We start from the raw sequence: 13,072 nt of genomic DNA on the forward strand, positions 1-13,072 counted from the left end.
TATATGAAACTAAAATATTCAGTATTAATACTTGTATTAGTATTAATTTCAGCTTGTAATAAAGAAGAATGGTTAGATATTAAGCCTAAAGGGCAAGTAATACCTACAAATGTATCAGATTATAGATTGCTTTTAGATCAAGTAGACCGCAACGGAGAAGGGTTTCCTAAAATTTCTCCTGGTTTTGGAGTTACGTATGCCAACACAGATCTTATGTCTGATGATTTTACAATTAATGACAATATATTAAATCAATTTTCTCCACAAGCAATAAGAGAATATACTTGGGATAACGATTTATATTTACCTAATGAAGAAGATGGCGATTGGGCAACATTGTATGGGCAAATATACCCAGCAAACATTGTTATAGATGAAATAATGTCTGCAGAAAATGGGTCTGAGTTAGAAAAATTAGAAATTTTGGCAGAAGCAAAAATACAAAGAGCATTTAGTTATTTTGCTTTGGTAAATATGTATGGTTTGCATTATAATGAAAATGCAGCTTCTAACCCAGGAGTACCAATGCGTTTAGACTCTAATCTAGAAGGGACAGATTTATCTAGAAAGTCAGTACAAGAAGTCTACAACTTAATAATAGAAGATGTAGAGAGTTCTTTACCTTATTTGCCAGACCTGCCAGAATCTAATAACCACAAACACAGGCCATCTAAATCTAGTGCTTATGCGTTTTTAGCAAGAGTTTATTTGTATATGGCAGAGTATGATAAAGCTTTAAAAGCAGCAAATAGTTCATACGCAATATACAATGCCATAAATAATTATAATGATTATGGTTTTTATTTTGATGTTTTATATCTAGATCAACCACAAAATGACAAACAATTATTATGGGTAAAAGGATCTCCTAATCAATATGATTTATTAATTGCTAGCGATGAATTGTTTTCTATGTATCAAGATGATGATTTACGTAAAACAATGTTTTCTCCAATTTCTTTCTTTTTTGGTATCCCTGAAGATGGCTATGTACTAGGTGCATCATTTTTTACAAACTATAGAGGTTCTGGTTTTACAGTACCAGAAGTGTTATTAATTAGAGCAGAGTGCAATACACGCCTAAATAATTTAGACTTGGCTTTAGCAGATATAAACTTAATTAGAGAAAATAGATTTAAAACAGGAACGTACACACCTTTAGTAAGTACAGATAAAACAGAGGTTTTAAATATAGTTAAGAATGAAAGAAGAATGGAGTTAGCGGGCGCTAGCTTACGCTTGTTTGATCTTAAACGTTACAATGAGTTTGATAATGCAAATATTTCATTGTCTAGAAACTTAAACGGACAAACATACAGCTTACAGGCCAATGGTAACAACTGGGCTTTACCAATTGCAAGAAAATATATTAACGCTACACCAGAAATAGGTGAAAACATAAGAGATTAATTTAATCTCTTATGTTTTAAAAAAAACACACATTTAAGATGAAAATAAAATTTATAGCACTTATGCTATCTGTATTTCTATGCAGTGTAGTTAGCTGTCAGTCAAAAGAAAAAGTTAGTAAAACACAAGAATGTATTATTACAATACAAACAGGAGAAGTAAAAGAAGGTAAAGTAGTAATTTACCCATATCAAAGTCTATCTTCTAGAGAAGAGGCAGAGAGGTTAACAATAACTAAAGATATAAACTCTTCTAAAACCATACTAAAGTTAGATGGCTCTAAAGTACTACGTAATGTAAATATACAATTGGCCAATAAAAATTATAGGTTAGAAGTATTTACGGGTCCCATAGCTATAAATATTAAACTAGAAAATGGAGAATTTATAATTGATGAAAATGAGTACCAAAAAGAGTTTTTAAGTATTAGTGAAGAATTGGGATACCAAAGAATGTCTAACTTAAAATATAAGAGAAATTTAGCAACTAATGATTCTATTTTTATGGCAGACTATGCCCAATCTTTATTAACAGCTATAGACAAGTACCCTAATAGTTATGTTTTGCCAGCAATAATTAATAAGGAGTTTTGGGCAGCAAAAGCAGTAACACTACAACAAATACTTAATGGTTTCTCCCCAGCAGTTAAAGATTCTTATTACTTAACATCTTTAGATAAAAGACTTAAGTCAGAATTAACTACTGCAGTTGGTCAAAAAGTTCCTTTGTTTACAATTCCTTATGCAGAGAAAGAAGGCAATTTTAAAATATCTGATTATAAAGGTAAGTATGTTTTAATAGATTTTTGGGCGTCTTGGTGTGGTCCTTGTCGTCAAGGAATTCCTAATCTAAAAGAAATACATAAGTCATTTAAAAATAAAAATTTAGAGATTGTTAGTATATCTACAGATGCTGTAAGAAAAGATTGGGAAAAAGCTGTAGAGCAAGAAAAAATGCCTTGGATACAATTACTAGACACCAAAGAAGTATCTAATAGTTTTAACATAACGGCAATTCCTCACATTGTTATAATAGATCCAGAAGGTATTATTGTTTCTAGAGGTAACTTTCATGAAGAAAAACTCTGGGAAGAGCTTGCAAAATATGGTTTTAAAAAATAATCTAATAGTTAAAAATGAAAGAAATAATATATATACTTTGTGCTTCGTTTTTAATAGCGTCTTGCAAAAATACTAAGCCAGAAACTATAGATTATGTTATAGTTTCTGGTAAAATAGAAAATGCATCTGTGCCTAGTTTAAAAGTTAAAAAAAATTATAAACCAGTTAAGGAAATAACATTAAATAAAGATGGTTCTTTTACAGACACATTAATGTTAGATACTGGTGCTTATGATATTCAGGCAGGTAAATATTTTTTTCCGGTTTACATAAAAGAAGGTCACAATATTAATATTAATGCGAATGCAACTAATTTTAAAAATAGTTTAACTGTTACTGGTATTAGTGCGCCTGAGACTAATTTTTTAATCTTAAAATCTAAAGAAAAAGAACAGTTTTACGGCGAAGCAGGACAAAAATTTTATGCTTTAGGTGAAGATGCTTATAAAAACAAAGTAGCATCCTACAAAAAAAGTTTAATTAAAAAGCTAGATGAAAATCCAGAATTTAATAAAAACTTTATAGAGTTAGAAAAAAGAGATTTAAACTATTATTACATAGATATGCTTTTAAAGCATCAAAGAATGCACAGGTACTTTGCAAAAGATTCTCTTTATACAGTATCTGATAGTTTTTTAAAAGAAACAGAAAGTTTGTCTTATGAACTAGAGGAGGATTATAAATATTCACAAACATATCAAAATCTGGTTAGAGGACATTATCAAAATATAGCAAAAAAAGCGAGTGAAAAAGGAGAAGATTATAATATTACTTACTTAAATGCTTTAGGAACTAATAAAAACGATTTTATAAGAAATTCTCTTTTAATAGATGTTGCTTCTGGCTCTATAACCTATGTAAAGGACAGAACCACATATTATAATAACTTTATGAAATTCTCTACTAATAAAGAGGATAAAAAAGTAATTACAGATTTGTATAATAATTTACAATTAACTGTGCCAGGAAAAATATCTCCTAAATTTACCAACTACGAGAACCATAAAGGAGGAACAACCTCTTTAGAAGATTTTAAAGGTAAATATGTGTATATAGATGTTTGGGCTACTTGGTGTGGACCTTGTTTATATGAGGTTCCTTATTTACAAGAAGTAGAAAAACAATACCACGGTAAAAATATAGAGTTTGTAAGTATTTCTGTAGACGCAGATAAGGACCACGATAAGTGGAAACAAATGGTTACAGATAAAAAAATGGGAGGTGTACAGTTGTATGCAGACAATTCTTTTGATTCAGATTTCGCAAAAGATTATATTATAAAAGCTATACCTAAGTTTATTTTAATAGATCCAGAAGGAAAAATTGTGAAAAGCAATGCACCAAGACCTTCAGATAAAAAATTAATAGATTTATTAGAAGAACTAGGAGTTTAGCTACATTTTTTTAAAAATTAAAACGCCTGAAGAAAATAAATTCTTCAGGCGTTTTTTATAAAAAAAATCTTTATTAAAAGTCTATTTTTAAACCAATAGGGCAGTGGTCAGATCCCATTATATCACTAAAAATAGTTACTTCTTTTATTTTATCTTTAATAGATTTACTCACTAAAAAATAATCTATACGCCAACCCGTATTTCGTTCTCTAGACTTAAAACGATAACTCCAAAATGTATATGCAACTTCATCTGGGTGTAATAGTCTAAAAGAATCTACAAACCCATCAGCAATAAAATTATCCATACCATCAATCTCAGTTTGGGTGTAGCCAGCCGTTTTGTTGTAGTTGCTTTTATCGTTCTTTAAATCTATAGCTGTATGTGCTACGTTAAAATCGCCACAGGCAATAACAGGTTTTTTCTTTTCTAACTCCTTTAAATAGTTTAAAAAGTCTTTATCCCATTGTTTTCTATAGTCTAGCCTGTCTAATTTTTGTCCTGAATTAGGTACATATACATTAACTAGGTAAAAATTTTCATACTCCGTGCAGAGTACTCTGCCTTCTGTATCGTGTTCTTCTATGCCGATATCTGCTTTAACGCTTGTGGGTTCAATACTACTTAATGTTGCAGTACCAGAATACCCCTTTTTATCAGCAGAATTAGACGCTAAATTAAAGTTTTCTAATGGAGAAAGTGCCTTGGCAACCTCATTGTCTTGTGCTTTAGTTTCTTGTAAACAAATAATATCTGGTTTCATAGATTTTACAGATTCAAAAAACTCTTTTTTTACAACAGCACGTACACCATTTACATTCCAAGATACTATATGCATTAGTTTATACTTTAGGGATTAAAATAGAATATTATATTTCTAGGTTGAAATTAAAAAATTGAATTGATTTAACCTTAAAAATAAGCGTATTTTAAGTGATATTATTTTAAAAGTGAAGCAACAAGTGCTTAATATTGTATTTTAGAAAAATTGATTATGAAAGTTGACAAATTTGTATTGTTTATAATTGGTGTTATTATTTTCTCGTACTTTTTTCCACAATGGGGATCAAAGGAAATTATAAATACAATTAGCAGTGTTGGTATATCCTTAATTTTCTTTTTCTACGGGTTAAAATTAAGTCCAGCTAAGTTAAAAGCCGGATTAAAAAACTGGAAACTACATATAGTAATACAAGCATCTACTTTTTTATTATTTCCGCTGTTGGTTTTATTGGTTAAACCATTTTTACAAAGTCAAGAACAAGAAACTATTTGGTTGGCCTTCTTTTTCTTGGCAGCCTTGCCATCTACAGTTTCTTCCTCTGTAGTTATGGTATCTATTGCCAAAGGAAATATGCCTGCAGCCATTTTTAATGCAAGTATTTCTGGCTTAATAGGTATTTTAGTTACACCCTTATGGATGGGGTTATTTGTTACTAATGAACAAGCAAGTTTTAGTTTTATAGATATTTATACCAAGCTAATTGTGCAAATAATAGTACCTGTAGTAATTGGTTTATTATTGCAGCGTTACTTTGGAACATTTGCGCAAAAACACAGTAGTAAAATTACCTTGTTTGATAAGTTTATTATCTTATTAATAATATATAAGAGTTTTGCATCATCTTTTAAAAACAATATTTTTAGTGCTGTTTCTGTTTTAGATTTAGTTTTGCTTTTAATTGGTGTACTTGTACTTTTTACTATTACTTATTTTAGTACAGGTTTTATAGCTAAAAAGCTAAATTTTAATACAGAAGATCAGATAACAGCACAATTTTGCGGTACAAAAAAGTCTTTAGTACACGGTACGGTTTTTTCTAAAATTATATTTGGTAATATGGCAGTTATAGGAATTGTGTTGTTACCTATTATGCTTTTTCACGCAACTCAAATTTTAATAATAAGTGTAATTGCTAGTAAATTAGCTAAAAGAAAAGTATAAAAAAACCTAGCGCATTATGGCTAGGTTCTATTCATATTATAAGCTACTCGCTATCTATTATTTCTTCAATAGTTTTGGCTAGTACAAAGTCTTTTTCTGTAATGCCATCTGCATCGTGCGTATTTAAACGTATGGTTAATGTGTTGTATACATTGGTCCAATCTGGGTGATGACCTTGTAATTCGCATTCAAAAGCAATACGGGTCATTACGCAAAAGGTTTCTTTAAAATTTTTAAATTCAAAAGTAGTTTCTAAAGCACCATCGTTATAATCCCAACCATCTAAATTGTTTAATTTACTCGTTATTTCTTCTGTTGTATATTTTTGCATCAGTATTAAATTTAGTGTTTTACAAAGTTACAAGAAGTAGCAACGTTATATCTATTATTAAGAAAAAAGATGATGGTCTATAGTATCTTGGTATGTTGTACGTAAATGTTTTGGTAATTTGTTACTCTTTGGTAGTACAGCTAAATACCTGTCTTCATTAGATGTAAATACCCTTTTATACACAGGATTATACAATCCAATTTTAGAGATTATTTCTTTTATAAAATCTTCATGATGTACTAAATCTTTACTTCCTAAATGAAAAATTCCAGTTTTTTTATGATTAATAATGTAATGCAATTGCTGGGTAAGCTTGTTTATATGCGTAACATTAAAAACCAAATTAGGAAAAACCTCTATTGGTTCTTTATTTTGTAGTAGAGTTCTAATCTCTTTAATTCTGGGAGTGTTGTTACCAAAAACCATTGGTAAACGTATAATTATGGCTTTGCTTTTAGGTAGCCTAAGTAGCATATTTTCAATCTTAATTTTTAAGCGCCCATAAATACTTAAAGATAAAGTTTTGTCTAACTCGTATGATGGGTATTTGCTATAAGCATCAAAAACGTTAGCAGAAGATAAAAATAAGAGCTTGGTCTTGTGTGTGGCAACATATTCTACCATATGTTGATGAGCCAATACTTGTGCTGCAAAATTACCACGAATGGCAGATATAATATAATCTGGCTTTACAATTTCTAATAATTCGTATATATCTGTTTCTTCAACATTATAATAAAAAAACTGACCGTTATCTTTAAATTCTTTTTCGTTAAAGCAATAAGTACCATAAGTATCATAAAAGGCATATAGCTCCTTATATATAGCATTACCTATAAAACCACTTGCACCTAGAATTAATATTCTATTTTTAGATTTTTTTTCTTTCATTACTCAGTTATCGTCTTAAAAAATAGAGAGCTTAGTCTGAGTCGTAAATTGTTCTAATGCTTGCATTCCTAACAAAGAATTTCCTTTAGGATTAAGACCTGGGGCCCAAGTAGAAATAATAAAATTATTGGGTAAAAAAGCAACAATACCTCCGCCAACACCACTTTTGCCTGGTAAGCCTACTCTAAAAGCAAATTCACCTGCCTCATCATAAAAGCCACAAGTTAGCATAATGGCATTTATACGTTTTGCTTGGCTAACAGGTATTTGTTGTACATTATTTACGCATTTACCACCATTTGCAAACAAATAAAATGCTTTGGCTAATTGTGCGCAAGTCATATCTATAGAGCATTGATGAAAATAAAAATCTAAAACATCCTCTACATTATTTTTAAGATTGCTAAAAGATTTTAATAGGTTAGCTGCTGCAAAGTTTTTGTAGCCTGTTCTTTTTTCTGACGCAGCAACATCTTTATTGTAATTAATAGTTTGGTCATTGGCAATAGTTCTTACGTAGTTTAAAAAATCTTCTTTCGGGTTTTTTAAATGTGTAACTAAAATATCTGCAACAACTAAAGCACCAGAATTTATTAACGGATTTCTAGGAATGCCGTTTTCTAGTTCTAAAAGAGATAAATGATTAAATGGGTTACCAGATGGCTCTACGTCTACGCGTTGCCAAATACGGTTATCTTCAAAGGCTATTGCTTTAGACAACGCTAAAACTTTAGAAATACTTTGTATTGAAAACGGAATATCTGCATCACCAGCCGCAAAAGAATCGCCGTTTAAATGTTGTAAAAAAATACCAAGGCTGTTTACACTTTGTTTAGATAGTTCTGGTATATAACTAGCAACAACACCCTTAACCTCCTCTTTACTAAGGTGGTCATGAATGTTGTTGATAATGCCTTGAAAATCTGTCATAAAAAATTATGCCTTGTAAAAAGGTAACTTTACTACAGTTGCAGCAACTGCTTTTTTTCTAATCTGTATATAAATTTCAGAACCAGCTGTAGCTACCTCTGTTGGTACATAGCCCAAGCCAATACCTTTGTTTAAAGAAGGAGACATAGTACCAGAAGTTACAATGCCTATTTTAGTACCATTGGCATCTACAATATCATAATCGTGTCTAGGAATACCTCTTTCAGTAAGTTCAAAAGCAATTAATTTACGTGTAGGACCATTTGCTTTTTGCTCAGCTAATGCTTCACTATTTACAAAGTCTTTTGTGAATTTGGTAATCCAACCAAGACCAGCTTCAAAAGGAGAAGTGGTGTCATTAATATCATTGCCATATAAACAATAACCCATTTCTAAACGTAAGGTATCTCTAGCAGCTAATCCAATAGGAGCAATACCAAAATCTGCACCTGCTTTAAAAACGTTATCCCAAATTTGTTTAACATCTTCATTTTTGCAGTAAATTTCAAATCCTCCAGAACCAGTATAACCAGTAGCAGATATAATTACATTATCTATGCCAGCAAAATCGGCAACCTCAAAAGTATAAAATTTAATAGCAGCTAAATCTACAGATGTTACAGACTGCATAGCTTCAATAGCTTTAGGACCTTGTATAGCTAAAAGCGAATATCCTTCAGATATATTACGCATTTCAGCATTTATAGTTTCATTGTATTTAGAAATATGATTCCAATCTTTATCTATATTAGAAGCATTAACAACTAGTAAATATTGCTCATCTTTAAGTTTGTAAACAATAAGATCATCAACAATACCACCAGTTTCATTAGGTAAGCAGCTATACTGTGCTTTTCCTATAACTAATTTAGAAGCGTCGTTAGAAGTAACTTTTTGTATTAAATCTAAAGCATTTGGACCTTCAATTAGAAACTCACCCATATGAGATACATCAAAAACACCTACACCTTTGCGTACAGTTTCGTGTTCTATATTTACACCAGCATAAGAAACAGGCATATTATAACCAGCAAAAGGAACCATTTTAGCGCCAAGAGCTTCGTGAGTAGATGATAATGCAGTATTTTTCATTAAAACAATTTATATAATTAGACTATTGTTAGTTTTTTGTCAAAGGTATCGAAAATTGTTTGTTTTATAAATCTGCTGTAGCATTAAAATAAGTTGTTTTTAGGTTGATGTAACTGTAACTTTTAAGAGTAATTCTTTAGTAAACTATACCCTTAACTACTTTGTTAATTTATATTAAACTAACGTTAAACAAGTTAAAACGCTAGGAATTGGCACTATTGAAAGTTATACTAAGGGTATGGAAAACATATTAGTAGCCGGTGCCAATGGTACCACAGGAAAACAAATAGTGAACCTTTTAAAAGAATCTCAATATTTTAACCCTATAGCAATGGTTAGAAAAGAAGAGCAAAAAGAATATTTTAAAGCAAAACAAATAGATACAGTTCTTGGAGATTTAGAGGGCGATATTAATAAGGTATTTAACGAAGTAGAAAGTGTAGACAAAGTTTTGTTTGCTGCAGGGTCTGGTGGAAAAAAAGTAATAGAGGTAGACCAAGAAGGAGCAAAGCGATTAATTGATGCATCTAAAAAAAATAACATTAAAAAGTTTGTAATGTTAAGTTCTATGGGAGCAGATAAGCCTGAAGAAGCAGAGCAATTGCAAGAGTATTTAAAAGCAAAGCACAATGCAGATGAATATTTAAAAACAAGCGGATTAAATTATAGTATTGTACGTCCTGGATCTTTAACTAACGAGAAGCCCCATAATGAAATAGAGCTCCAAGAAAAGTTAAATAAAAGTGGTGAAATTAGTAGAAACGATGTTGCACAAACATTGGTGAGAACACTAAATGATGATGTTGCCAACAAAGCTACCTTTGAAATTATTAAAGGTGACACTTTAATTGGTAAAGCATTAGATAAATTCTCTACTATTAAGGCTTAATTATTTTTTAGTAAATAAGATTTTAACTCATTGTAGCTGCCAATTTTGGTGGCTACTTTTGTTTTATGCATTACTGACTGTATTTGCGGTGGCAATGGCTGTTTTTCTTTAATTACTTCTTCAACCACATCTAAAAATTTAGTTGGGTGCGCTGTTTCTAAAAATACACAATGTGTATCATCATTATTATTTAAATACGCCTTGCAACCTAAATAGCCAACAGCTCCGTGTGGGTCTGCCACATAGTTGTGCTCTTTGTAAATACTTGCTAATGCATTTTTAGTTTCTTCATCAGTAAAGCTAAAAGACGATAAATTTTCTTTTAAGGCTGAAAAATCATTTTTATGTAACTCCTGTATACGTATAAAATTACTTGGGTTGCCAACATCCATTGCATTACTTATAGTTTGCACAGATGGTTTAGGATTATAATCTTCGGTTTTTAAATAGTTGGTTACTACGTTATTCTGGTTGTTAGATGCTATAAAATGGTAAATAGGTAAGCCTAATTTTTGTGCAACCATACCAGCACATATATTACCAAAATTGCCACTTGGTACAGAAAAAACTATTTTTTTATGAGTTTTATGTAACTGCTTATAAGCAAACATAAAGTAGAAAAGTTGAGGTAACCAACGCGCTACATTAATAGAATTAGCAGAAGTTAATTGCATTTTGCTGGTTAACTCTTCATCTAAAAATGCACGTTTTACCATATCTTGACAATCGTCAAAAACACCATCTATTTCTAAAGCAGAAATATTTTCACCTAAGGTAGTAAGCTGTTTTTCTTGTATATCACTTACTTTTCCGCTAGGGTAAAGGATAACAACATTTACACCTTTTACACTTAAAAAGCCATTTGCCACAGCACCACCAGTATCTCCAGATGTAGCTACCAATACAGTAACCTCATTAGTATTATCTTTATTAAAATAACCAAGGCAGCGCGCCATAAAGCGTGCGCCAACATCTTTAAAAGCCATTGTTGGCCCGTGAAAAAGTTCTAGTGTAGATATATTTTTATCTAACTGAACCACTGGAAAATCAAAAGATAATGTTTCCTCTACAATAGTTTTAAGAATATCTTCAGGAATTTCTGGTGAAACAAATTGTTTAATGGCAGTAAAAGCAATTTCTGTATAAGATAAGTTATCTATATTTTTAAAGAAATCTGTAGGTAAAGGTGTAATACTTTCCGGAAAATATAGTCCTTTATCTGGAGCCAAACCTTTAACTACTGCATTTTTAAATGTAGTATTAGGAGTTTTTTTGTTTAACGAGTAATAATTCATTTTTAAGGTATTCTAATTTATTATGTGTGCTAACTGTTCCAGATTCTCCAAGATTCTTCGGCTTGGTATTCTAGCATATGTTGCCCGTTACTTATAGTTGCGCCTTGTGTTTCCCCAGCTTTTAAAAAGGCGGTTTTATTAGGATTGTAAATTAAATCGAACAATAAATGTTCTTTTCCTAAATACTCATAAGGTAAAGCCGCTTTGTCTGTAATATTTGGGTGTGTGCCTAAAGGCGTACAGTTTATAATTACTGTATTTATTTTAATTATATTTTTGTCTAAATCTGTATACGTAAATTGATTTTCTTTAGCTTTTCTAGAAACATAAGTACAGGTTATTCCCAATTCTTCTAAAACATATTTTACTGCTTTAGATGCACCACCTGTACCTAAAATTAATGCTTTAGTATGGTGTTTTTTAAGATGAGGTTCTATGGATTTTTTAAATCCGTACGCATCTGTATTGTAACCCACCAGGCCATTTGCTGTAAACTTTATAGTATTTACGGCACCAATAGCTTTTGCTTTAGCATCTAAACTAGTTAAAAACGGAATAACACTTTCTTTGTAAGGTATAGTAACGTTACAACCTTTAATATTAGAGTTGTTTTCTAGTGTAGTTTTAAACTCATCAATATTCTGGTAATCAAAATTTACATACTCACAGTCTGTTAATCCAAGATCTTTAAACTTGTGTGTAAAGTAATTTCTAGAAAAAGAATACTCAATATCTTTTCCTATTAAACCATATTTATGCTGTTTTTTTTCTGTTTTTTCCATACCAATCTAGGCCTAATAAAATACTTATTCCTATAACTACAAAAAAAACAGCCCACCAAGTTTCAGAAATCACAAAATCGGGAAAATAGCGAGAATAATTCTTAATAATTTCGTTTCCGTTAGAGTCTATTAAAATATTCCCAAGAGCATCTACTTTATAAACCGTTTTTTTCCAAGGCCAAACAACGCCTAAAGATCCTGTTATAAAGCCCAAAATTACAGCTGTAGTTATGTGTTTAAAGTGTTTTAATACGTAACTTATAATATGAGACAAACTTACCAAGCCTACCGCAGACCCAGCAGTAAAAACACCAAGTATTGTTAATGTATTTAAGCGTTCTGTATTTTTTGTAAAACTAAAATCACCTTTAAATATTTCAGCAAAAGTATCATACAAAGCATTTACAGAATCTACTAAAAGCAATACGTAGTTGCCTAGTAATATTAGTATAAAAGAACCAGATAAGCCAGGAAGCGTCATACCAGAAACACTAATAATACCACAGAAAAAAATAAAAAACAGATTGTCATTTTCTTTAGCAGGATTTAAAAAACTGATAGATACACCTATGATTAACCCAATTATAGCAGCAAAAATGGTTTTCTTATTCCAATAGTCAAAGTCTTTAGCAATGTAATATATAGAGCCAATTATTAGGCCAAAAAACCAAGCCCAAACATTAAGTTCATTATGTTCTAAAAAGTAATCTAAAATTTTAGACACACTAAAGTAACTTACAAGCATACCAAAAATTAGCAGCGTAATAAACGTACCATTAATATATTTGTAAAAACTTTTTAATCTGCCGTTTAAAAGTAATTTTAAAGCTTTAAAATTAAACTTTTGTAGAGAGTATATAAACTCTTCGTAAAAACCACCAACAAAGGCAACAATGCCACCAGAAACACCTGGTACTTTATTTGCAGCACCCATACATAGCCCTTTAACAACAAGGAGAAACTTGTCTATAAATGTTCTAGTATGTTCCATT

At 30.7% G+C, this 13,072-nt stretch carries 13 protein-coding genes; 5 read left to right on the forward strand and 8 right to left on the reverse strand.

Annotation, left to right across the window (positions count from 1 at the left end; all coding sequences use genetic code 11):
- Positions 1 to 3 precede the first annotated feature (3 nt).
- The 3 genes from AX016_RS09415 to AX016_RS09425 are packed head-to-tail and all read left to right on the forward strand — an operon-like array spanning position 4 to position 3,925.
- Complete coding sequence (locus AX016_RS09415) at positions 4 to 1,410, forward strand: RagB/SusD family nutrient uptake outer membrane protein (RefSeq protein WP_100895358.1); 1,407 nt, start codon at positions 4 to 6, stop codon at positions 1,408 to 1,410.
- 38 nt (positions 1,411 to 1,448) lie between these two features.
- Complete coding sequence (locus AX016_RS09420; RefSeq protein ID WP_100895359.1) at positions 1,449 to 2,531, forward strand: TlpA family protein disulfide reductase; 1,083 nt, start codon at positions 1,449 to 1,451, stop codon at positions 2,529 to 2,531.
- A 14-nt stretch (positions 2,532 to 2,545) separates the two neighbouring features.
- Positions 2,546 to 3,925 (forward strand): TlpA family protein disulfide reductase, encoded by a 1,380-nt coding sequence (locus AX016_RS09425; protein ID WP_100895360.1) that lies wholly within the window; start codon positions 2,546 to 2,548, stop codon positions 3,923 to 3,925.
- A gap of 73 nt (positions 3,926 to 3,998) precedes the next feature.
- Here AX016_RS09425 and AX016_RS09430 read toward each other — a convergent pair whose 3' ends face one another.
- Positions 3,999 to 4,763 carry an exodeoxyribonuclease III gene (locus AX016_RS09430; RefSeq protein WP_100895361.1) on the reverse strand — a complete coding sequence of 255 codons (765 nt, stop codon included), beginning with the start codon at positions 4,761 to 4,763 and terminating at the stop codon, positions 3,999 to 4,001.
- 156 nt (positions 4,764 to 4,919) lie between these two features.
- On the opposite strand from AX016_RS09430, the gene AX016_RS09435 reads away from it, so the two are divergent.
- Positions 4,920 to 5,870 (forward strand): bile acid:sodium symporter, encoded by a 951-nt coding sequence (locus AX016_RS09435; RefSeq protein WP_100895362.1) that lies wholly within the window; start codon positions 4,920 to 4,922, stop codon positions 5,868 to 5,870.
- Positions 5,871 to 5,913: 43 nt separating this feature from the next.
- Here AX016_RS09435 and AX016_RS09440 read toward each other — a convergent pair whose 3' ends face one another.
- Genes AX016_RS09440 through gcvT form a run of 4 tightly spaced genes read right to left on the reverse strand, consistent with a single transcriptional unit; the run spans position 5,914 to position 9,114 of the window.
- Entirely contained in the window at positions 5,914 to 6,201 is a 288-nt protein-coding gene (locus AX016_RS09440; RefSeq protein ID WP_100895363.1) for a 4a-hydroxytetrahydrobiopterin dehydratase, read from the reverse strand.
- Between the two features lie 57 nt (positions 6,202 to 6,258).
- A complete protein-coding gene (locus tag AX016_RS09445; RefSeq protein ID WP_100895364.1) occupies positions 6,259 to 7,092 on the reverse strand; it encodes a sugar nucleotide-binding protein in 834 nt (277 codons plus the stop codon).
- Between the two features lie 15 nt (positions 7,093 to 7,107).
- Positions 7,108 to 8,022 (reverse strand): glutaminase, encoded by a 915-nt coding sequence (locus AX016_RS09450; protein ID WP_100895365.1) that lies wholly within the window; start codon positions 8,020 to 8,022, stop codon positions 7,108 to 7,110.
- 6 nt (positions 8,023 to 8,028) lie between these two features.
- On the reverse strand, positions 8,029 to 9,114 hold the full coding sequence (gene gcvT, locus AX016_RS09455) for a glycine cleavage system aminomethyltransferase GcvT (RefSeq protein WP_100895366.1): 1,086 nt from the start codon (positions 9,112 to 9,114) through the stop codon (positions 8,029 to 8,031).
- Between the two features lie 238 nt (positions 9,115 to 9,352).
- On the opposite strand from gcvT, the gene AX016_RS09460 reads away from it, so the two are divergent.
- The gene (locus AX016_RS09460) at positions 9,353 to 10,003 is read left to right on the forward strand and encodes an SDR family oxidoreductase (RefSeq protein WP_100895367.1); all 651 of its coding nucleotides are present in this window, start codon (positions 9,353 to 9,355) and stop codon (positions 10,001 to 10,003) included.
- On the opposite strand, the gene thrC is transcribed toward AX016_RS09460, so the two are convergent.
- Genes thrC through AX016_RS09475 form a run of 3 tightly spaced genes read right to left on the reverse strand, consistent with a single transcriptional unit; the run spans position 10,000 to position 13,071 of the window.
- The gene (gene thrC, locus AX016_RS09465) at positions 10,000 to 11,298 is read right to left on the reverse strand and encodes a threonine synthase (protein ID WP_100895368.1); all 1,299 of its coding nucleotides are present in this window, start codon (positions 11,296 to 11,298) and stop codon (positions 10,000 to 10,002) included. The genes AX016_RS09460 and thrC overlap by 4 nt on opposite strands.
- A gap of 29 nt (positions 11,299 to 11,327) precedes the next feature.
- Positions 11,328 to 12,080, reverse strand: coding sequence for a shikimate dehydrogenase family protein (locus tag AX016_RS09470; protein WP_100895369.1), 753 nt, complete (start codon positions 12,078 to 12,080; stop codon positions 11,328 to 11,330).
- Positions 12,052 to 13,071: a DUF368 domain-containing protein gene (locus tag AX016_RS09475; RefSeq protein ID WP_100895370.1), complete on the reverse strand. Its 1,020-nt coding sequence runs from the start codon at positions 13,069 to 13,071 to the stop codon at positions 12,052 to 12,054. Before AX016_RS09475 ends, AX016_RS09470 begins: the two co-directional genes overlap by 29 nt.
- Between the last annotated feature and the right edge of the window lies 1 nt (position 13,072).

The organism is Cellulophaga sp. RHA19 (assembly GCF_002813425.1).
Lineage (GTDB): Bacteria > Bacteroidota > Bacteroidia > Flavobacteriales > Flavobacteriaceae > Cellulophaga.

Excerpts from the sequence above, each read along its gene's own strand:
- thrC (WP_100895368.1), bottom strand. The coding sequence starts at position 11,298 with ATGAATTATTACTCGTTAAACAAAAAAACTCCTAATACTACATTTAAA.
- AX016_RS09420 (WP_100895359.1), top strand. The coding sequence starts at position 1,449 with ATGAAAATAAAATTTATAGCACTTATGCTATCTGTATTTCTATGCAGT.
- gcvT (WP_100895366.1), bottom strand. The coding sequence starts at position 9,114 with ATGAAAAATACTGCATTATCATCTACTCACGAAGCTCTTGGCGCTAAA.
- AX016_RS09450 (WP_100895365.1), bottom strand. The coding sequence starts at position 8,022 with ATGACAGATTTTCAAGGCATTATCAACAACATTCATGACCACCTTAGT.
- AX016_RS09470 (WP_100895369.1), bottom strand. The coding sequence starts at position 12,080 with ATGGAAAAAACAGAAAAAAAACAGCATAAATATGGTTTAATAGGAAAA.
- AX016_RS09440 (WP_100895363.1), bottom strand. The coding sequence starts at position 6,201 with ATGCAAAAATATACAACAGAAGAAATAACGAGTAAATTAAACAATTTA.
- AX016_RS09460 (WP_100895367.1), top strand. The coding sequence starts at position 9,353 with ATGGAAAACATATTAGTAGCCGGTGCCAATGGTACCACAGGAAAACAA.
- AX016_RS09415 (WP_100895358.1), top strand. The coding sequence starts at position 4 with ATGAAACTAAAATATTCAGTATTAATACTTGTATTAGTATTAATTTCA.
- AX016_RS09430 (WP_100895361.1), bottom strand. The coding sequence starts at position 4,763 with ATGCATATAGTATCTTGGAATGTAAATGGTGTACGTGCTGTTGTAAAA.
- AX016_RS09445 (WP_100895364.1), bottom strand. The coding sequence starts at position 7,092 with ATGAAAGAAAAAAAATCTAAAAATAGAATATTAATTCTAGGTGCAAGT.
- AX016_RS09425 (WP_100895360.1), top strand. The coding sequence starts at position 2,546 with ATGAAAGAAATAATATATATACTTTGTGCTTCGTTTTTAATAGCGTCT.
- AX016_RS09435 (WP_100895362.1), top strand. The coding sequence starts at position 4,920 with ATGAAAGTTGACAAATTTGTATTGTTTATAATTGGTGTTATTATTTTC.
- AX016_RS09475 (WP_100895370.1), bottom strand. The coding sequence starts at position 13,071 with ATGGAACATACTAGAACATTTATAGACAAGTTTCTCCTTGTTGTTAAA.